The sequence below is a fragment of the Planotetraspora phitsanulokensis genome, assembly GCF_016863295.1.
Lineage (GTDB): Bacteria > Actinomycetota > Actinomycetes > Streptosporangiales > Streptosporangiaceae > Planotetraspora > Planotetraspora phitsanulokensis.
This window is the reverse complement of record NZ_BOOP01000001.1, coordinates 321,983-339,357: the sequence shown is the minus strand read 5'-3', so window position 1 is coordinate 339,357 and position 17,375 is coordinate 321,983. Positions and strand designations below refer to the sequence as shown.

Genomic DNA, 17,375 nt, shown 5'->3' with positions numbered 1-17,375 from the left:
GCTCACGCGCCGCCCCCGATCGCGGGCTCCGAACCGCCCAGCAGCAGATAGAGGACGGCCATGCGGACGGTCACGCCGTTGCCGACCTGTTCCACGATGGTCGACCGGGGCGAGTCGGCCACCTCGGCCGAGATCTCCATGCCCCGGTTCATCGGGCCGGGGTGCATGACGATCGCGTCGTCGTGCAGCTTCGCGAACCGGTCGCGGTCGAGGCCGTAGCGGCGGCTGTACTCCCTCGCGGAGGGGAAGTAGGAGGCGTTCATCCGCTCCAGCTGGACGCGCAGCATCATCACGACGTCCGCCTTGGGCAGCACGGCGTCGAGGTCGTAGGACACCTGGCAGGGCCAGGTCTCGACCGACACCGGCAGCAGCGTGGGCGGCGCGACGAGGGTCACCTCGGCGCCGAGCGTGTGCAGGAGCAGCACGTTGGACCTGGCGACCCTGCTGTGCAGGACGTCGCCCACCACGGCGACCTTGAGCCCCTCCAGCCGGCCCAGCCTGCGCCGCATGCTGTACGCGTCGAGCAGCGCCTGGGTCGGGTGCTCGTGGGTGCCGTCGCCGGCGTTGACCACACTGCCGTGGACCCACGTGGCGAGCCGGTGGGGCGCGCCCGACGCGCCGTGCCTGATGACGACGGCGTCGGCGCCCATGGCCTCGAGGGTGAGCGCGGTGTCCTTGAGCGACTCGCCCTTGGACACGCTCGACCCCTTGGCCGAGAAGTTGATCACGTCGGCGGACAGGCGCTTGGCCGCCGCCTCGAACGAGATCCGGGTGCGGGTGGAGTCCTCGAAGAAGAGGTTGACCACCGTGCGGCCGCGCAGCGTCGGCAGCTTCTTGATCGACCGGTCGGAGACCCTCGCCAGCTCCTCCGCGGTGTCGAGGATCAGCAGCGCGTCGTCGCGGGAGAGCTCGCCCGCCGAGATCAGGTGCCTCATCGGGCCTCCTCCTTGATGAGCAGGACGGCGTCGCGGCCGTCGATCTCCTCCAGATAGACCTTGACCTTCTCCGCCTTGGAGGTCGGCAGGTTCTTGCCCACGTAGTCGGCGCGGATGGGCAGTTCGCGGTGACCGCGGTCGACGAGGGTCGCGAGCTGGACGGCCCGGGGGCGGCCCACGTCGTTGAGCGCGTCGAGCGCGGCGCGCACCGTCCGGCCGGAGTAGAGGACGTCGTCGACGAGCACGACGGTCATGCCGTCGATCCCGTCGGGCGGCAGCTCGGTGCGGCCCAGCGGGCGCGCGGGCCGGAGGCGGAGGTCGTCGCGGTACATCGTGATGTCGAGGGAACCGACGGGGACCTTGAGCCCTTCGAACTGGGCGATCCGCTCGGCGAGCCGGCGCGCCAGCGTCGCTCCGCGTGTGGGGATTCCCAGGAGGACGACGCTTTCCGCGCCCTTGGTGCGCTCGAGGATCTCGTGCGCGATGCGGGTGAGAGCCCGATGGATGTCGGGGCCCTCCAGCACGGCGTGCGCCTGGTTTTGGACGTCGGACATCGAAAAGTCACCACCTTTCCCGCCTCACTGGACGGGTCTTAAAAGGGTGTTCAGCGGGTTCAGGGTACCAGGACGGCTTCAGACGCCCCCTCGCCAGGGACGATGTACGGAACCCACCACCTCGTCGCCTACGGTGGAGTGGTCCGAAACTCCCAGGCTGCGGCACGTGTCGGGGATTTCGGCCAGAGCACTGTTTGGCGCTCTTTTTTCCAATCGGCTTGACCTTTGACAGTGACGGCTTTACCGTCACTGTCCGTAACCACAACTCGCGACCTTCCTGGGTAAAACCCGACGCAATGGTCACCGATGGTGCCTGGCTCAGGTGCAACCCCCCGGTGTTCGGAACGCTCGGGCCGAGGAAGCAGAATCAAGTGAGAACAGACATAGAAAGCCGGGGGCCATCCAATGCCGTCTGACTACGCCAAGTCCCTGGGCGCACGACTCCGCGCCATCCGCACCCAGCAGGGGCTGTCCCTGCACGGGGTCGAGGAGAAGTCACGTGGCCGGTGGAAGGCCGTCGTCGTCGGCTCCTACGAGCGTGGCGACCGTGCGGTGACGGTGCAGAAGCTCGCCGAGCTCGCCGACTTCTACGGAGTGCCGGTTTCCGAGTTGCTCCCTGGAGGTGCAGCGCCCAGCCCGCTTGCGCCGGCGCCGAAGCTTGTCATCGACCTGGAGCGGCTCTCGCAGCTGCCGAAGGAGAAGGCCGGGCCGCTGGCCCGTTACGCCGCGACCATCCAGAGCCAGCGCGGTGACTACAACGGCAAGGTGCTGTCGATCCGCCAGGAGGACCTGCGCTCGCTCGCCGTCATCTATGACAAGTCGCCGGTCGAGCTGACCGAGGAGTTCATCAGCTGGGGCGTGCTCGACGCGGAGGCTCGCCGCGCCGTCGAGTCCTTCTGATCCGCGCACGTCCGCCTCTGCTCCGGGGAGGCGGACCAACGGGTGCTCCGGAGAGACGGACCTCGAGTCTGCCGTTGAGTCGATCGTCCGGGCCGTCTCGGCCCGGGACGGCGGCCGATCCTGCGCTTGGCGTAGTCGCAGGTGAGGCGTCGCTGGCGACGCATCAGGCCCCCCGGATGACCGGCGGATCAACGACGTCTTCCGTTGCGGAGATTGACCCGATAAACGAAGATATGACGGGATATGGCCTTTCATGTCGGCTCTGAGGTCGGGCGGCTCCGCCAGGTCCTCGTGCACATCCCCGAACTGGCGCTGCGGCGGCTGACCCCCTCCAACAAGGACGATCTGCTCTTCGACGACGTGCTCTGGGTGGAGCGCGCGCTGGAGGAGCACCGCGAGTGGCGCGAGGCCCTCGCGGCGCGCGGCGTCCAGGTCCGCCTGCTCGGCGATCTCATCGAGGAGACCGTCGCCGTCCCCGAGGCCAGGAAGCACGTCCTCGACGGCACCGTCGACGAGCGCTGGTTCGGCCCCCTCGCCGCCGACGCGATCAGGAACTCGCTCGAGGCACTCGACGCGGCGACGCTCGCGCCCTTCCTGACCGGCGGGATCACCAAGCGCGAGATCATGGAGCTCGGCTGCGACCCGAAGTCGATCGCCTTCCACACCCTGAAGGCCGACGACTTCGTCCTGCCGCCGCTGCCCAACCACATGTTCACGCGCGACACCTCGTGCTGGGTCTACGACGGGGTGTCCATCAACGCCATGCGCAAGAAGGCGCGCAGGCGGGAGACGGTGAACTACGAGGCCGTCTACCGGTGGCACCCCGCGTTCGCCTCCGGCTACGACCGGCCGGAGCAGGGCGGCTTCCATGTCTGGTGCCACGGCACCCGGACCGCTCCTGCGACCATCGAGGGCGGCGACGTGCTGGTGCTCGGCCGCGGCGTCGTGCTGGTGGGGATGAGCGAGCGCACGCAGCCTCAGGCGGTCGAGATGCTGGCCACGAGCCTGTTCGCGGCCGGCTCGGCCACCAGGATCGTGGCGCTGGACATGCCGAAGGCCAGGGCCTTCATGCATCTCGACACGGTGATGACCAACGTGGACGTGGGCGTGTTCACCAAGTACGCCGGGCTCGGCATGCTCCCGTCGTACACGATCGAGCCGGGAGACAACGAGAAGGAGCTGAAGGTCACCGACCATGCCCCGGAGGAGATGCACCAGGCCATCGCACAGGCGCTCGACCTGGACGACATCAAGATCCTGACCCCGGCGCAGGATGTGCGCTCCGCCGAGCGTGAGCAATGGGACGACGGGTGCAATGTGCTGGCGCTGGAACCGGGTGTCGTCATGGCCTACGAGCGCAACACCACGACCAACGACTATCTGCGCAGGAACGGAATCGAGGTCATCACGATCCGGGGCAGCGAACTCGGCCGCGGAAGGGGCGGCCCGCGCTGCATGAGCTGTCCACTCGAACGCGACGCCGTCTGAGCTGGAGCCTGCGCCGTCACGTCCGGGCCCGCCGCTGAGCCGTCATCTCTGAGCTGCGGCATCTCGGACGCCGCCATGTGAGTTGTCGCGCCCGGACCCGCCGTCTGAGCCCGTCGCGCCTGAGCCCGTCGCGCCTGAGGCAGCCGCGCCCCGGAAAGCGGGCGATCCGGGAGTTGGGGCCGTGCGGTGGCCCCTAACCCGCCATCGGCAGGGCCGACTGGCCGGGGACTCCGAGGATGGCCTCGACTTCGCTGACGAACCTGTCGGCCTCGGCGATGAGCTCCTCGGCGTCCCGGGGCGTCACGACCCGGACCATGCCGGCCTCGGCCGCCGCCCGCTTGGTCGCACTGACCGCGAAGTAGGCCGCCCAGTCCGCGAGCTTGGGCTCCGCCTCCGGCAGCAGCTCCCAGGCGCTGCGCAGGCGCCGCTTCCGGCCGTCCATCGGCCGGGGCCGCGCCGCGAGGATGGCCGCGGCCGCCCGGAGTGCCGCGAGGTGGGCCGAGACGTACCTGTCGGCGGGTGTGCGCCCCACGGTCGCCTCCGCCAGACACGTCCTGGCATCGCCGAGATGCGTCAGGACGGTCTGCGAGACCCTGGGCCCGCTCCGCTCTTCGATCTGTCCAGTCATGCCCGCCTCCTCGAGTCGTGGCAGCCGGCGGTGATCGCCGGTGAGATCACAGTTACAGATCCCACTGACAATTCCCGCCGAGGTCAGCAATCTCCGACGACGACATGGAATTCCCGAACTCCGCAGGCACTCCCGAGGCCGGCCGGACGAGGAGCTTCCCCTCTCCCCGTCCGGCCCACGCCGCGGGCCGTGCCGCGTTCGTCTCCGCCGACGACGAAGGCACGGGTCCGACGGTGTGGGCGCGAGCCGCGAGTCTCACGCCCACTGCATCGAACATAGATTCGACACCGGTGCATGTCAAGGATGAGAGCGAACATGTATTCGATTCCCGTCCGTCGATCGCACCCCGCCCGCAGACGGCGAAGGGCCCCGCGTGATGTTCACGCGGAGCCCTGATCTCCTGTCAGCGACCGCCGGCCCTAGCGCAGCCGGGACGGCCTCAGCGGACGAACTTGCCGCGGACGTGGACGGGCACGCCCTTGCCGAGCAGACCGGGCAGGACCTGCGCGACGGGCATGGGGAGCCGCACACAACCGTGGGACGCGGGGTACAGCGGAACCGACAGCGCGCCGTGCAGCGCGATCCCGCCGTTGAAGAAGATCGGGTTGTACAGGGACCCCAGGTAGGACGTGTGCCAGCCCTTCACGCGCCACGTCGTCTTGTAGTTGCCCGTGGGCGTCCTGGCGCTTCCGGAGAACTTCTGCCGCTTCCCGTTCCACACGACCCACTCGGTGTACGGGATCCCGCTGCCGGATGAGATGTGTGAGATCAGCCTCGGCTTGCCGCTGCGGTACAACACCATGATCTGCTTGGTGAGGTTGATCTCGACCCTGGTCGGCTTGCCCTTGGGCACCAGGACCTTGGGCGCCTTCGGCTTCTCCAGCGCGTTCCACGTCTTCGACGCCACCGTGCTGGTGGGCGTGATGCCCTGGACCTTCTGGAAGGCCCAGACGGCGGCGCGGGTGCCCGAGCCGTAGACGCCGTCGACCTTCCCCGGCACATAGCCGAGCTGCTTCAACCTCGTCTGCAGCGTCTTCACGGCCGCGCCCTTGGCGCCGTACTTGAGCGTCTTCGACGGCGCCGTGAAGGCCGGTGCCGCCGTCAGCGCGCTCCCCTGGAGCGCGGTTCCCAGCTGCGAGGCGGTCGTCCCCGCCTGCACGGCGGTGATCCGCGTCGTGTCCGTCCGCGCCTGCGCGGCCCCGGACAGACCGCCCGCCATCAGCGTCACGGCCCCCACCGTGACCAGTGCGGCGGCGGCCAGCTTCCGTCGTCCCCTCATAGGGACCAACCTCTCGTTCGGACCAAATTGGATCAAGGGATCCTCTGGGTATGGTGGGCGCGTCCCATCGCGGGATCAAGTGACGACAACGGATCGCTTATGCCCACTCACTGTGTTTAGAGTGACCGCGTGCCAGAAAAGTTGCATCCCAACGCCGCCCATGTCGCCGACGTGCTCCGCTCGCACGGAATCGAGAGCGAGATCGTGGTCCTGGCGGACAGCGCGCCCACGGCCGCGACGGCGGCCGCCCAGCTCGGCTGCGAGATCGGGGCGATCGCGAACAGCCTGATCTTCAACGCGGACGACGCCCCTCTACTCGTGCTCACCAGCGGGGCCCACCGCGTGAACACCGACCTGGTCGCCGCCCTCGTGGGGGCGCGGAAGGTGCGGCGGGCCACTCCGGAGTTCGTCAGGGAGCACACCGGCCAGCCGATCGGCGGCGTCGCCCCGATCGGGCATCCCGCTCCGGTCCGCACGCTGGTCGACACCTGGCTCGACGAGCACGAGACCGTCTGGGCCGCCGCCGGGCACCCGCACACGGTCTTCGCCACGACGTACGGCGAGCTCCTCAAGATCACCGGAGGCACGGCGGCCGAGGTCGGGTGAGCCGCACGCGGACGGCGTCCGCAACCGGCATCAACGGACGGCCCCGCAAACGGCGCGGGCCGCGGATCGGCGCGGACGGCTCCCGGGAACCCCGGAAGTTCCGCCGGCGTCTTGTCACCGGCGGCCGGGCACTCCGTCTTTGCTAGGGTCCGGAAAGTGATCCAACTGCGACGCGTCGGGCCCGACCGGTTCATCGCGGCACTCGACACGGTGCTGACGATCTACGCGGCGGCCATGCGTCCCCCGCCGGATCAGCTCCCCGGCCGCCTCGCCATCATGCGCAACCACGCGACCTACCCCGAGTTCGTGTGCATGCTCGCGGAGGCGCCGGAGATCGTCGCGTTCGCCTACGGCTTTCACGGCACTGAGGGACAGTGGTGGCACGACGTCGTCCGCCGCGCCCTGCGGGACCGGGCGGGCGCCCCGGTCGCCGAGCAGTGGTTCGGGGACGCCCTGGAGATCGCGGAGGTCCACGTCCACCCCGACCATCAGGGCAAGGGGATCGGCCGGCGGATGATCCACGGGCTCTGCGAGGGCCGCAGCGAGCGCACGGCCGTGCTGTCCACCCACGATGCGCCCACGGCCGCCCGCCACCTCTACCGCGACATCGGCTTCGTCGACCTCATGACGGAGTTCGTCTTCCCCGGCGGCTACGAGGATTACGCCATCGCCGGCGCCCGTCTGCCCCTGCCGCCGCCGGTCGGGTGAGACCCGCCGGTCAGCGGTGTACGGCCGAGCCTGCCGGGGCCAGCGCCTCGAACACCTCGCGCGTGGCGCTCGACCGGTTGAAGGTGATGAAGTGGATGCCCGGCGCCCCTTCGTCGAGCAGGGTCCGGCACATCTCGGCTGCGTGCTCGATGCCCAGGCGGCGTACGGCCACGGGGTCGTCGGCGACCGCCTCGAAGCGCGCGGCCACCTCGGGCGGGAACGGCGCGCCGGACAGCTGCTCCGACCGCGCGATGGTGCTCATCTGGGTGACCGGCATGATGCCGGGGATGATCGGCGTGTCGCAACCCGAGGCCGCGACCCGGTCGCGCAGGCGCAGGTAGTCCTCAGCTCTGAAGAACATCTGCGTGATCGCGTAGTCGGCGCCGGCCCGGCACTTCTGGACGAAGTACTCGGTGTCGGACTCGATCGTCGCCGACCGCGGATGCTTGTAGGGGAAGGCCGCCACACCGACGCAGAAGTCGCCCGCCTGGCGGATCAGCCGGACCAGGTCCTCGGCGTACTGGACGCCCTCGGGGTGCTTGATCCACTCGCTCAGGGGGTCCGCCCCGCGCGGGTCCCCGCGTACGGCGAGGATGTTGCGGACTCCGGCGTCGGCGAACCTGCCGATCAGGTGGCGCAGCTCGCGGATGGAGTGGTCGACCGCCGTGAAGTGGGCGACCGGTGTGAGCGTCGTCTCGTGCGCGAGCCGCTCGACGATGTCCACCGTGCGATCACGGGTGGAACCACCGGCGCCGTAGGTCACCGAGACGAACGTGGGGCGCAGCGCCTCCAGCTCACGGATCGCCCGCCACAGCTGGCGCTCGCCCTCGTCGGTCTTCGGTGGCAAGAACTCGAACGAAAACGACCGCTCACCCGCGGCCAGCAGCTCGCGGACCGTCGGAACTCGTTCGGGAAGCCGTGACGGAAGACCAAGAGCCATGGCCCCAACGTTACAGGTCGCGTCAACCCGGGCCGAAGCTCCAGGCCCCGTCCGGCGGGCACGGACGGTGCGATAACCATCACACAACAATGGCACCAGGGGCATCTCCAGATAGGACGTTGGATCAACCACGGTTACCCTCGAAGCATGACCGCTTCCGCCGCCCCGCTCGACCTCATTCGCCCGGAGGTGGACCGTTCTCTGCGCATGTTCGTCGAAAGGCAGCGTCCCCTGTTCGCCGACCCGCAGCTGGCCGTCCTGCTGAGCACGGCGGAGGACTTCCTCGCGAGCGGGAAGCGGCTGCGGCCGGCCTTCTGTTACTGGGGCTGGCGTGCCGCCGGCGGCGGGGACGACCCCGCGCTGCACGCCGCCGCCGCCTCACTCGAGCTCCTGCAGGCGAGCGCGCTCATCCACGACGACGTGATGGACTCCAGCGACGTGCGCCGCGGCATGCCGGCCGTCCACCGCAAGTTCGAGCAGATGCACAGGCAGGCGGGCTGGCACGGATCCGCGGAGCAGTTCGGGGAGGGCGCCGCCGTCCTGCTCGGCAACCTGCTCCTCATCTGGGCCGGGGAGATGTGGCGCAACAGCGGCATGGGACCCGAGGCGCTCGCGGCGGCCCAGCCGGTCCACGAGCAGATGCTGACCGAGCTCATGTCCGGGCAGTACCTCGACCTGCTGGAACAGGCCCAGGGAGAGAGCACGCTCGACGGCGCGCTGCGCGTCGCCCTCTACAAGAGCGGCAAGTACTCCGTCGAACAGCCGCTCCGGCTGGGCCTCGTGCTCGCCGCCCAGGCACAACACCCGTGGATCGACAGGCTCTGCGTCCAGTACGGCCAGCAGGTCGGCATCGCGTTCCAGCTCCGCGACGACATCCTCGGCGTCTTCGGCGACCCCACGGAGACGGGCAAGCCCGCGGGGGACGACCTGCGCGAGGGCAAGCGGACCATCCTGATCGCGCGGGCCCTGTCGGTGGCCACGCCCGCCCAGGCGGAGACCGTGCGCGCCCTGCTCGGGGATCCACTGCTCGACGCGGACGGGGTCGAGCGGCTCCGCTCGGTGATCCTGGACACCGGCGCCCTGTCGGCGTGCGAGGAGATGATCAAGCGGTTCCTCGACGACGCCCTCCACGCGCTCGACCAGGCCCCCATCGACGAGAGCGCCCGTACGGCTCTCGCGGCCCTCGCGGTGGCGGCCACGTCCCGGCGGACCTGAGCCCGCCGAGCCACCGTCACTGCCGCGCGACCCGGCGCCGGCGGCCCGGCCCGCCGGCTCGGCTCGGCGGCCGATCATGCCCGGGGCTTCGCGGAGGCTCCGCCCGGTCAGAGCGGAACGGCGGTGAGCCGGGCCCGCAGTTCGGCCGCAGCCGCCCGGGGGTCGTCGGCCTCGGTGATCGCCCGCACCACGACGGCGCGGCGCACGCCGTACGAAATGACCTCGTCGATGGTGTCCAGCCCGATCCCGCCGATGCCGAACCAGGGCCGGCTGACGCCGAGATCGGCGGCATGCTTGAGCAGGGCGGGACCGGGCGCGGGGCGGCCCGGCTTGGTCGGCGTTGGCCAGATGGGGCCGCAGCAGAAGTAGTCGACGCCAGGCTGCACCGCCGCGGCCGCGGCCTCCTCAGCCGAGTGCGTGGACCGGCCGATCAGGATGTCGGGCCCGAGGATGTCCCGTGCGAGTTCGACCGGCAGGTCGTCCTGGCCCAGGTGGAGGATGTCCGGGCGGGCCGCGTGGGCGATGTCCGCCCGGTCGTTCACCGCCAGGAGCACTCCGTGCCTGTCGCAGGCCGCACGGAAGACGTCGAGCAGTTCGAGCTCCTCACGCGCCTCCAGGCCCTTGTCCCGCAACTGGACGATGTCCACTCCGCCCGCCAGGGCCGCGTCGAGGAAGTCCTCGAGGTCGCCGCGGTCCTTCCTGGCGTCGGTGCAGAGGTAGAGCCTGGCATTCGCGAGTCGCTCTCGCCGGGTGTCGGTCACCCGACCACAATGCCACGGGCCGCCGGGATCAGAATCCCAGTGCCTGCGCCCTCCGCTTGACCTCGGTGTGCCGTCCCGCGAGGACCGCGTCGATCGGCGAGCCGGGGAGCGACGGGTCCGGGGTGAACAGCCACCGGATCGCCTCGACATCGCTGTAGCCCGCGTCGGACAACACGGTCAGCGTGCCGGGGAGCCCCTTCAGGACATCCCCGTCCGTCAGGAACACGGCCGGGATGTGCGGTTCACCGCCACCTCTGCGGGCGCCGACGAGCTTCTTGTCCTTGAGGAGTTGCTTGGCCCGCCCGATGGACAGTCCCAGCCTGTCCGCGACCCTGGTAAGCGGGAGCCACTCCCCCACCAGCCGGTCGGTCTCCGCGTCGATCTGCGCAACAGTAAGCGTCACGAAACCACCATTACCACAGCCGACCTTCCAGGAAACACCTCGTTCACGCCATAATACAGTCGCGGAGAGTCACGGTCGGATCGGTCAGCCGGGTGACATCGAGCCGCTGTCCCCCCTCCACGACGCGGCGCCCCTGGACGAGGTCACGCGGCCGGTCGACGGTGAGGATGGCCGCCAGCCGGTCGTCGGCGGTGAGCCAGCACACCGCCCACTTCTCGTCCGCGTGGGGGTCCCCCCGCAGCAGCATCCGCTCCGCCGTCCCCCTGTGCCCGGCGAACTGCACCATGTGGCCGAACTGCTCCGACCAGAAGTAGGGAACCGGGTCGTAGACCGCGACCTCGCCGAGCAGCGTCGCCGCGGCGGTGTCGGGGGCGCCCAGAGCGGTGTCCCAGTGCTCGACCCGCATCCGGCGTCCGAATCTGCGCGACCACCAGTTGGCGCAGTCACCGACGGCGACCACGTTGGCGAGCGACGTCCGCAGGTGCTCGTCGACGACGACGCCGTCCTCGACGGCCACGGCGGAGCCCTTCAGCCAGTCGACGGCGGGACGCACGCCCACGCAGGTCAAGATCACGTCCGCGTCGATCCGGCCGCCCGACATCAGGGAGACCCCGCCCAGGTCCACGCTGCCGACCATCGTGCCCAGCCGCAGGTCGACGCCCGCCCGCTCGTACCAGGGGACGGTGTGACCGCCGGCGGCCGCGCCGAGCGCGACGGCCAGCGGCGCCTCGGCGGCCTCGATCACGATGACCTCGCAGCCGGCCTTGGCGGCGGCGGTCGCGACCTCGGCGCCGATCCAGCCCGCGCCGATCACCACGATCCTGGCGCCGGGGACGAGGCGCGCGCGCAGGGCCAGCGCGTCGTCGATGGTGCGCAGGACATGCTGGGGCCCCTCGCCCCGCAGCCGTACGGGCGAGGCGCCCGTGGCGATGACGAGGCCGTCGTAGTCGAGCTCGCCCTCGGTGGTCTCCACCACGCCGTCGCGCAGGCCCTTGGCGGCGACGCCCAGACGCAGCCGTACGTCGAGGGCCTCGAGGTCGGAGTCGACGACCGTGGAGTCGGTCTGGCCGAGCAGCACCGCCTTCGACAGCGGCGGCCGGTCGTAGGGGCGATGCGGTTCCTCGCCGATCAGCGTGATCCGCCCGGCGAACCCGTGGGCACGCAGCGCCTCGACACTTCGCACGCCGGCCAGGCCGGCCCCCACAACCACGACGTGATCCACGACCTGACCATAGATTGCCGACACGGGCACCCGCCAATGGAGAGTCGATAACGAATTGACTAACTACTGCGCACAATGCGTAATGACGGCCTTGTGCGCAACCCTCCCGATCAGGGCTAGGCTAGGGACGTAAGACGCGCGGGAGCCCGGCAGGCCGGGCTGAGAGGAGAGCGTGAGGCTCTCGACCGCAATGAACCTGATCCGGGTAATGCCGGCGAAGGGAGCGCAGTGCCCGATCTGCTACGAACCGCCGCCGACCCCGGCTCCACCCTGTCGGAAGGCTCTCCCGGCGGTTTCCCTGATCATGACGTCGCCGTGATCGGCGGCGGCGTGGCGGGCCTGTCCGTCGCCTGGCGTACGGCACGGCGGGGGTTGTCCGTCGTGGTCGTCGACCCGAGCCCGGGAAGCGGCGCGACCCACGCCTCCGCCGGGATGCTCGCGCCCGTCAGCGAGGTGACCTACACCGAACAGCCGCTGCTGCGCCTGGGCCTGGCGTCCCTCGCCATGTGGCCGGCGTTCCGGGACGACCTCGAGGGCGAGAGCGGCGAGGACCTCGACTACCGCACCGACGGCACGCTCGACGTCGCCTACGGCACCGACGACATGGCCTACCTGGACGACCTCGGGTCGTTCGAGGAGTCTCTCGGCCTCCGGGTCGAGCGCCTGACCGGGCGGCAGTGCCGCGCCCTGGAGCCGATGCTCTCGCCATCGGTCCGAGGGGGGCTGCTCGCCAGGGACGACGCCTGGGTCAACCCGCGCCGGGTGATCTCCGCGCTGCTGACCGCGCTGGCCAAGGCGGGGGGCACCGTCGTCGCGGAACGGGCGGACGGCCTCGCCTTCGACGGCGGCCGAGTCGTCGGTGTACGGCTGGCGTCCGGGCAGGTCGTCGGCGCCACGAGCGTCGTCGTCGCGGCGGGCCCGTGGTCGCCGTCGTTCGTTCCCGGGCTGCCGGTCCGCCCGGTCAAGGGCCAGATCCTGCGGCTGCGCGGCCCCGAGGGCTTCCTCACCCGCTGTGTGCGAGGGCTGGTCCACGGCGCCCCGGCCTATCTCGTCCCCCGAGGCGACGGAGAGATCACGGTCGGCGCGACGATGGAGGAGATGGGCTTCGACGGGCGGGTCACCGCGGGCGGCGTCTACGAGCTGCTCCGAGACGCCCGTGAACTGGTGCCGGGCGTCACGGAGCTCGAACTGTCCGAGACGACCGTCGGCTTCCGCCCGGGGACCCCCGACAACCTGCCGCTCATCGGCCCGCTGATGGGAGTTCAGCCGGACGGGCCCGCGACGCCGGAAGCGGGCCGCCCGCCGGCCGCGACGCCCAGGCCGGGAGAGCCTGCCGTACCGCCGGAACAGGGGCGGGGGGCGCGGCCGCCGGACCTGCTGGCCGCGACCGGGCACCACCGGGCGGGCGTCCTGCTCGCCCCCATCACCGCCGACGCCGTCGCGGCGTTCCTCACCGGGGAGCCGGTCCCGGAGGCGGTGCAGTCGTGCGATCCAGGGAGATTCGGCCGATGAAGGTGACTATCAACGGCGGCGCCGTCGAGCTGCCCGGCGAGGCGACCGTGGGCGAGGCCGTGCGGACCCTCACCGCGATGACGTCCGGCGTCGCGGTGGCGGTGAACGGCGAGGTGGTGAGCAGGAGCGCGTGGGAGTCGACCCGGCTGTCGGAGAGCGACCTGGTCGAGGTGCTCACGGCGGTTCAGGGAGGATGAACGTGGACGGCGTGGAAGTGGAAGCGGGCATGGAAGACGTGCTCTCCCTCGGCGGGGAGAAGTTCACCTCCCGGCTGATCATGGGAACCGGCGGCGCCCCCTCGCTCGACGTGCTCGAGCAGGCGCTGGAGGAGTCGGGCACCGAGATCACCACGGTGGCGATGCGCCGGCTCGACCCGGCGTCGCGCGGGTCGGTCCTCGACGTGCTGCGCCGTAAGGGCATCAAGGTGCTGCCCAACACGGCGGGATGCTTCACCGCCGGGGAGGCCGTCCTCACCGCGCGGCTGGCCAGGGAGGCGCTGGAGACCAACTGGGTCAAGCTCGAGGTCATCTCCGACGAGCGGACCCTGCTGCCCGACCCCATCGAGACCTTCGACGCGGCGGAACGGCTGGTCGCAGACGGGTTCGTCGTGCTCCCCTACATCGGTGACGACCCGGCGCTGGCGCGGCGGCTCGAGCAGGCCGGGTGCGCCGCGGTGATGCCGCTCGGCGCCCCCATCGGCTCGGGGCTCGGCATCCGCAACCCCCACAACATCGAGCTGATCGTCGAGTCCGCCGGCGTCCCGGTGATCCTCGACGCGGGCATCGGCACGGCGAGCGACGCCGCGCTGGCGATGGAGCTCGGCTGCGACGCCGTGCTGCTCGCGAGCGCCGTGACCAGGGCGCAGCGGCCCGGACTGATGGCCGCCGCGATGCGCCACGCCGTCACGGCAGGCCGGGCGGCCCGGATCGCGGGACGCATCCCGATGCGGCGATACGCGGAGGCCTCCTCACCCGCCCTGACGGCCTGAGCCACCCGCCCCTGACGGCCTGAACCCGCCCGCTCGGACGGCCGAGCTCCCCCGCTCGGACCGCCCGCGACTCGCCCGCCCGGACGGCCACGGCCGGGCGGGCGGGGGGTACGGCCACTAACCCCACGTCAAGGCTGCGGTAAATGCCGGTTATCGCAGAGAGTGCCCCTCCACTTAGCGTCGAATTGACGGCGGAAAAGGTCTCAGTTTGGGATTCCCGAGCCCGGCGGGTGGCAAATCACCCTTAAACTCGGGCGCGTGGACACGACGCTAACGGACCCGATCGTCGGGCATGTGCTCGACGGGCGCTACCGCGTCGAGTCCCGGATCGCCCGGGGTGGCATGGCCTCCGTCTACCTGGCTCTGGACGTCCGGCTCGATCGTACGGTCGCCGTCAAGGTGATGCACCACACGCTCGCCGAGGACCCGCAGTTCGTGCGGCGGTTCATCGGAGAGGCCAGGTCTGTGGCCAGCCTCTCGCATCCCAACATCGTCCAGGTCTTCGACCAGGGCACCGACGGCAAGCACGTGTATCTCTCGATGGAGTACGTGCCCGGCCGCACGCTGCGCGACGTCCTGCGCAGCCGGGGCCGCCTGCCCGCCCGCGAGGCGCTGGAGATCGTCATCCCCGTGCTGGCCGCGCTCGGCGCCGCCCACCAGGCGGGGCTCATCCACAGGGACGTCAAGCCGGAGAACGTCCTGCTCACCGACGACGGCCGCGTGAAGGTCGTGGACTTCGGCCTCGCCCGCGCCGTCGAGGCGACCAACCAGACCAAGACCGGCATGATGATCGGCACGATCGGCTACATGTCGCCCGAGCAGGTCACCTCCGGGGTCGCGGACTCCCGCAGCGACGTCTACTCCGTCGGCATCATGCTGTTCGAGCTGCTGACCGGGCGGCAGCCGTACGAGGGCGACACTCCGATGTCGGTCGCCTACCGGCACGTCCACGACAGCGTCCCGGCCCCCTCCACCGTCGTCGGCGACATCTCGCCCTCGCTCGACGCCCTGCTCGCGGCGGCCACCGACCGCGACCCGGCCAAACGCCCTTCTGACGCCACGGCGATGCTGGTCGCAGCCGTCGAGGTGCACCGCACGCTGCCCAAGACCCCCGCCAAGAACGGCCAGCACGCCGCTCCCGGCCCGGTCACCCCGCTGGCCTCCCCCGCCGAGCCGTACAGCACGGGGCAGATGCTCGCCGTCGGGGCCCACACCCCGAAGCCGGTCAACCGCACGATGGTCCAGCCGCGGGGCGACCTGCTCACCACGCCGCAGGAGGGCCACTCTCGCAGCGTCATCAAGAGGCGGTCGACCTGGTTCGTCGCCGGACTCGCCCTGCTGATGGTCGCGGGCGTCGCGCTGACCGGCTGGTGGTTCTCGGGGGGGCGCTACACGAAGGTGCCCGACCTGCTCAACCAGAACATCACGGTCGCCAAGCAGACGGCCGAGCAGCAGGGCTTCGTCGTCAAGATCGGCCAGGCGCGCTTCGACGAGCACGTGGGCAAGGACATGGTCCTCGACTCCGACCCCGAGGTCGGGACCGAGGTGGCCAAGGGTGCGCTGATCACGCTCATCCCCTCGGCCGGTCCGGAGACCGTGACGGTGCCGAAGGTCCAGGGCATGTCCGAGGCGGACGCCCGCGAGGCGATCGGCAAGGCCGGGCTGAGCGTCGGACGCGTGAGCAAGGCCGCGAGCGACACCGTGGCCCGCGGCCTCATTGTCAAGACGAGCCCCGACGTGGGCCGGCGCGTCAGGAAGAACTCGAGCGTCAACCTCGTGATCAGCGCGGGCCTGCTCATGCCGGACGTCACGCAGATGATGCGCGACCAGGCCGAGCAGTTCCTCCGCGAGAAGGGCTTCAACGTCCAGATCGACGAGACGACCGACGACACCCCGCCGGGAACGGTCATCGCCCAGGATCCGGCGGGCGGCTCGGAGACCGTGGCCGGAGCGAACGTCCGCCTGACCGTCTCGCGGGGCCCCGACCAGGGCTGGCACTGGCCGTGGGAGAACGAAGGCGACCAGGCCGCCCTGGTCCAGGTGCCCGACGTCCGGTTCAAGTCCGTGGAGGACGCCCAGAACGAACTGAAGGCGGCGGGCTTCAAGGTCAAGACCCGCAACCTCGTCGGCACCCAGCGCGTGGTGGGCGAGCAGCCTCTCGGCCAGCAACCGGCCGGCACCCAGATCATGATCTGGCACTGACGCGACCGTACCGCGGTCCGGTTTCCGGGTGGGAACACCCGGGCGGACCGCGGCCTGGTCAGGGGGCGAGCGTGCCGAGCAGGCGCAGCCGTCCGAGACCGCCGTCGGGGTAGATGTCGAGCCGGGCGTGCGTCATCCTCCGGTCGCTGTCGAGGCGGAAACGATGCCGGGTGTCCGGCTGGAGCCGCGTCCGGGGAAGCAGCGGGAACCACGCCCCCGGGTCGTCCAGCGCCGCCTGCCCCGCGTCGATCCCGCTGACCGAGGCCCACCCCGGCGCGTTGAACACGAGGTTCGCCGTGTCGAGCTCGGCCACCGCCACGGTGCCCGCGCCCGCGAGGGCCACGATCAGCCAGTCGTTGCCGCCGTCCCTGCGCCGGGCGGTCTCCCATCCCTCGGCCTGGTTCCTTGGCCGTCCCGGCGCGATGACGTTGTTGGGCGAGGAGTAGAACTCGTCGGAGCAGGCGATCACCAGTCCCCCGTTCTCCAGCGCCGCGAGGTCGACGGTGAGCCCCGTGAGGAACACGGGGTCGGGCACGACCTCCCCGTGCACGCGCAGCCTGGCCACGCCTCCGTCGGGGAAGATGTTCAACCGCACGTGGGTGAAGCGGCGCGGGTCGGCGACCTCGAACTGGTGGGCGGCGTCGCCCTTGAGGGCGCCCGGCGGCACGATCTCCACCCAGTCCGTCCGCTCGGCGAGGTCTCCCGGCGCCGGCCAGCCGTCCGCGGCGCACGCCTCGACCGACGCGTGCGGCGGGTAGTTGCCCTTGAACCAGGCGGTGTCGATCACGATCCCCCTGATCACACCGGGAAGGCCGAGCCGCACGATCGCCCAGTCATGGCCCGGCTCCCTGCGCCGCCTGGTCTCCCAGCCGTCGTAGAGCTGGCCCTTCGCGCCGAACGTGTGCGGCTGGAACGCCGGCGGGCCCGGCCTGATGAGCGCCTCCCGCTCCGCGAACGACTCGTCGTTGGCGGCGACGACGGCCCCGCCGTACGTCCGGAGAGCAAGATCAGGCAAACGGGTGAAGTCCGTCATC

Annotated in this window: 18 protein-coding genes and 1 riboswitch; of the genes, 9 read left to right on the top strand and 9 right to left on the bottom strand. The window is 70.8% G+C overall.

Annotated features, from left to right (window positions below; all coding sequences use genetic code 11):
- Positions 1–2: 2 nt before the first annotated feature.
- A complete protein-coding gene (locus Pph01_RS01605; protein ID WP_204071064.1) occupies positions 3–935 on the bottom strand; it encodes an aspartate carbamoyltransferase catalytic subunit in 933 nt (310 codons plus the stop codon).
- Entirely contained in the window at positions 932–1,489 is a 558-nt protein-coding gene (gene pyrR, locus Pph01_RS01600) for a bifunctional pyr operon transcriptional regulator/uracil phosphoribosyltransferase PyrR (RefSeq protein ID WP_204071063.1), read from the bottom strand. Before pyrR ends, Pph01_RS01605 begins: the two co-directional genes overlap by 4 nt.
- A 405-nt stretch (positions 1,490–1,894) precedes the next feature.
- On the opposite strand from pyrR, the gene bldD reads away from it, so the two are divergent.
- Together bldD and Pph01_RS01590 are read left to right on the top strand one after the other, a co-directional pair.
- The gene (gene bldD / locus Pph01_RS01595) at positions 1,895–2,389 is read left to right on the top strand and encodes a transcriptional regulator BldD (RefSeq protein WP_203880615.1); all 495 of its coding nucleotides are present in this window, start codon (positions 1,895–1,897) and stop codon (positions 2,387–2,389) included.
- Between the two features lie 243 nt (positions 2,390–2,632).
- Entirely contained in the window at positions 2,633–3,877 is a 1,245-nt protein-coding gene (locus Pph01_RS01590; protein WP_204071062.1) for an arginine deiminase, read from the top strand.
- A gap of 193 nt (positions 3,878–4,070) precedes the next feature.
- Here Pph01_RS01590 and Pph01_RS01585 read toward each other — a convergent pair whose 3' ends face one another.
- Entirely contained in the window at positions 4,071–4,505 is a 435-nt protein-coding gene (locus tag Pph01_RS01585) for an SAV_6107 family HEPN domain-containing protein (protein WP_204071061.1), read from the bottom strand.
- A gap of 439 nt (positions 4,506–4,944) precedes the next feature.
- The gene (locus tag Pph01_RS01580; protein ID WP_204071060.1) at positions 4,945–5,784 is read right to left on the bottom strand and encodes a L,D-transpeptidase family protein; all 840 of its coding nucleotides are present in this window, start codon (positions 5,782–5,784) and stop codon (positions 4,945–4,947) included.
- A 129-nt stretch (positions 5,785–5,913) separates the two neighbouring features.
- Here Pph01_RS01580 and Pph01_RS01575 point away from each other — a divergent pair, with 129 nt between their 5' ends.
- A complete protein-coding gene (locus tag Pph01_RS01575) occupies positions 5,914–6,390 on the top strand; it encodes a YbaK/EbsC family protein (protein ID WP_239116343.1) in 477 nt (158 codons plus the stop codon).
- A 156-nt stretch (positions 6,391–6,546) separates the two neighbouring features.
- Positions 6,547–7,098, top strand: a complete 552-nt coding sequence (locus Pph01_RS01570) for a GNAT family N-acetyltransferase (protein WP_239116342.1) — start codon at positions 6,547–6,549, stop codon at positions 7,096–7,098.
- 10 nt (positions 7,099–7,108) lie between these two features.
- On the opposite strand, the gene metF is transcribed toward Pph01_RS01570, so the two are convergent.
- Complete coding sequence (metF, locus tag Pph01_RS01565) at positions 7,109–8,038, bottom strand: methylenetetrahydrofolate reductase [NAD(P)H] (protein ID WP_204071059.1); 930 nt, start codon at positions 8,036–8,038, stop codon at positions 7,109–7,111.
- A gap of 147 nt (positions 8,039–8,185) precedes the next feature.
- Between metF and Pph01_RS01560 the strand changes: the two genes are divergently transcribed.
- On the top strand, positions 8,186–9,253 hold the full coding sequence (locus Pph01_RS01560) for a polyprenyl synthetase family protein (RefSeq protein ID WP_204071058.1): 1,068 nt from the start codon (positions 8,186–8,188) through the stop codon (positions 9,251–9,253).
- Between the two features lie 107 nt (positions 9,254–9,360).
- Here Pph01_RS01560 and thiE read toward each other — a convergent pair whose 3' ends face one another.
- Genes thiE through Pph01_RS01545 form a run of 3 tightly spaced genes read right to left on the bottom strand, consistent with a single transcriptional unit; the run spans position 9,361 to position 11,639 of the window.
- Positions 9,361–10,014: a thiamine phosphate synthase gene (gene thiE / locus Pph01_RS01555; RefSeq protein WP_204071323.1), complete on the bottom strand. Its 654-nt coding sequence runs from the start codon at positions 10,012–10,014 to the stop codon at positions 9,361–9,363.
- 28 nt (positions 10,015–10,042) lie between these two features.
- Entirely contained in the window at positions 10,043–10,417 is a 375-nt protein-coding gene (locus Pph01_RS01550) for an Rv2175c family DNA-binding protein (RefSeq protein ID WP_204071057.1), read from the bottom strand.
- Between the two features lie 43 nt (positions 10,418–10,460).
- Positions 10,461–11,639, bottom strand: coding sequence for an NAD(P)/FAD-dependent oxidoreductase (locus tag Pph01_RS01545; protein ID WP_204071056.1), 1,179 nt, complete (start codon positions 11,637–11,639; stop codon positions 10,461–10,463).
- 128 nt (positions 11,640–11,767) lie between these two features.
- Positions 11,768–11,879: riboswitch (TPP riboswitch) on the top strand.
- Here Pph01_RS01545 and thiO point away from each other — a divergent pair.
- The 4 genes from thiO to pknB all read left to right on the top strand — a co-directional run bounded on the left by thiO (position 11,868) and on the right by pknB (position 16,341).
- On the top strand, positions 11,868–13,151 hold the full coding sequence (thiO, locus tag Pph01_RS01540; protein ID WP_204071055.1) for a glycine oxidase ThiO: 1,284 nt from the start codon (positions 11,868–11,870) through the stop codon (positions 13,149–13,151). Its footprint overlaps the riboswitch before it by 12 nt.
- Positions 13,148–13,348 carry a sulfur carrier protein ThiS gene (gene thiS, locus Pph01_RS01535; protein WP_204071054.1) on the top strand — a complete coding sequence of 67 codons (201 nt, stop codon included), beginning with the start codon at positions 13,148–13,150 and terminating at the stop codon, positions 13,346–13,348. Before thiO ends, thiS begins: the two co-directional genes overlap by 4 nt.
- Positions 13,345–14,139: a thiazole synthase gene (locus Pph01_RS01530; protein ID WP_373315610.1), complete on the top strand. Its 795-nt coding sequence runs from the start codon at positions 13,345–13,347 to the stop codon at positions 14,137–14,139. Before thiS ends, Pph01_RS01530 begins: the two co-directional genes overlap by 4 nt.
- A gap of 258 nt (positions 14,140–14,397) precedes the next feature.
- Positions 14,398–16,341 carry a Stk1 family PASTA domain-containing Ser/Thr kinase gene (gene pknB / locus Pph01_RS01525; protein ID WP_204071053.1) on the top strand — a complete coding sequence of 648 codons (1,944 nt, stop codon included), beginning with the start codon at positions 14,398–14,400 and terminating at the stop codon, positions 16,339–16,341.
- A gap of 58 nt (positions 16,342–16,399) precedes the next feature.
- On the opposite strand, the gene alc is transcribed toward pknB, so the two are convergent.
- Complete coding sequence (gene alc / locus Pph01_RS01520) at positions 16,400–17,374, bottom strand: allantoicase (RefSeq protein WP_204071052.1); 975 nt, start codon at positions 17,372–17,374, stop codon at positions 16,400–16,402.
- Position 17,375: the final 1 nt, after the last annotated feature.

Coding starts and splice junctions, on each gene's coding strand:
- Pph01_RS01605 (WP_204071064.1), bottom strand. CDS start 935: ATGAGGCACCTGATCTCGGCGGGCGAGCTCTCCCGCGACGACGCGCTG.
- pyrR (WP_204071063.1), bottom strand. CDS start 1,489: ATGTCCGACGTCCAAAACCAGGCGCACGCCGTGCTGGAGGGCCCCGAC.
- bldD (WP_203880615.1), top strand. CDS start 1,895: ATGCCGTCTGACTACGCCAAGTCCCTGGGCGCACGACTCCGCGCCATC.
- Pph01_RS01590 (WP_204071062.1), top strand. CDS start 2,633: ATGGCCTTTCATGTCGGCTCTGAGGTCGGGCGGCTCCGCCAGGTCCTC.
- Pph01_RS01585 (WP_204071061.1), bottom strand. CDS start 4,505: ATGACTGGACAGATCGAAGAGCGGAGCGGGCCCAGGGTCTCGCAGACC.
- Pph01_RS01580 (WP_204071060.1), bottom strand. CDS start 5,784: ATGAGGGGACGACGGAAGCTGGCCGCCGCCGCACTGGTCACGGTGGGG.
- metF (WP_204071059.1), bottom strand. CDS start 8,038: ATGGCTCTTGGTCTTCCGTCACGGCTTCCCGAACGAGTTCCGACGGTC.
- Pph01_RS01560 (WP_204071058.1), top strand. CDS start 8,186: ATGACCGCTTCCGCCGCCCCGCTCGACCTCATTCGCCCGGAGGTGGAC.
- thiS (WP_204071054.1), top strand. CDS start 13,148: ATGAAGGTGACTATCAACGGCGGCGCCGTCGAGCTGCCCGGCGAGGCG.
- Pph01_RS01530 (WP_373315610.1), top strand. CDS start 13,345: ATGAACGTGGACGGCGTGGAAGTGGAAGCGGGCATGGAAGACGTGCTC.
- alc (WP_204071052.1), bottom strand. CDS start 17,374: ATGACGGACTTCACCCGTTTGCCTGATCTTGCTCTCCGGACGTACGGC.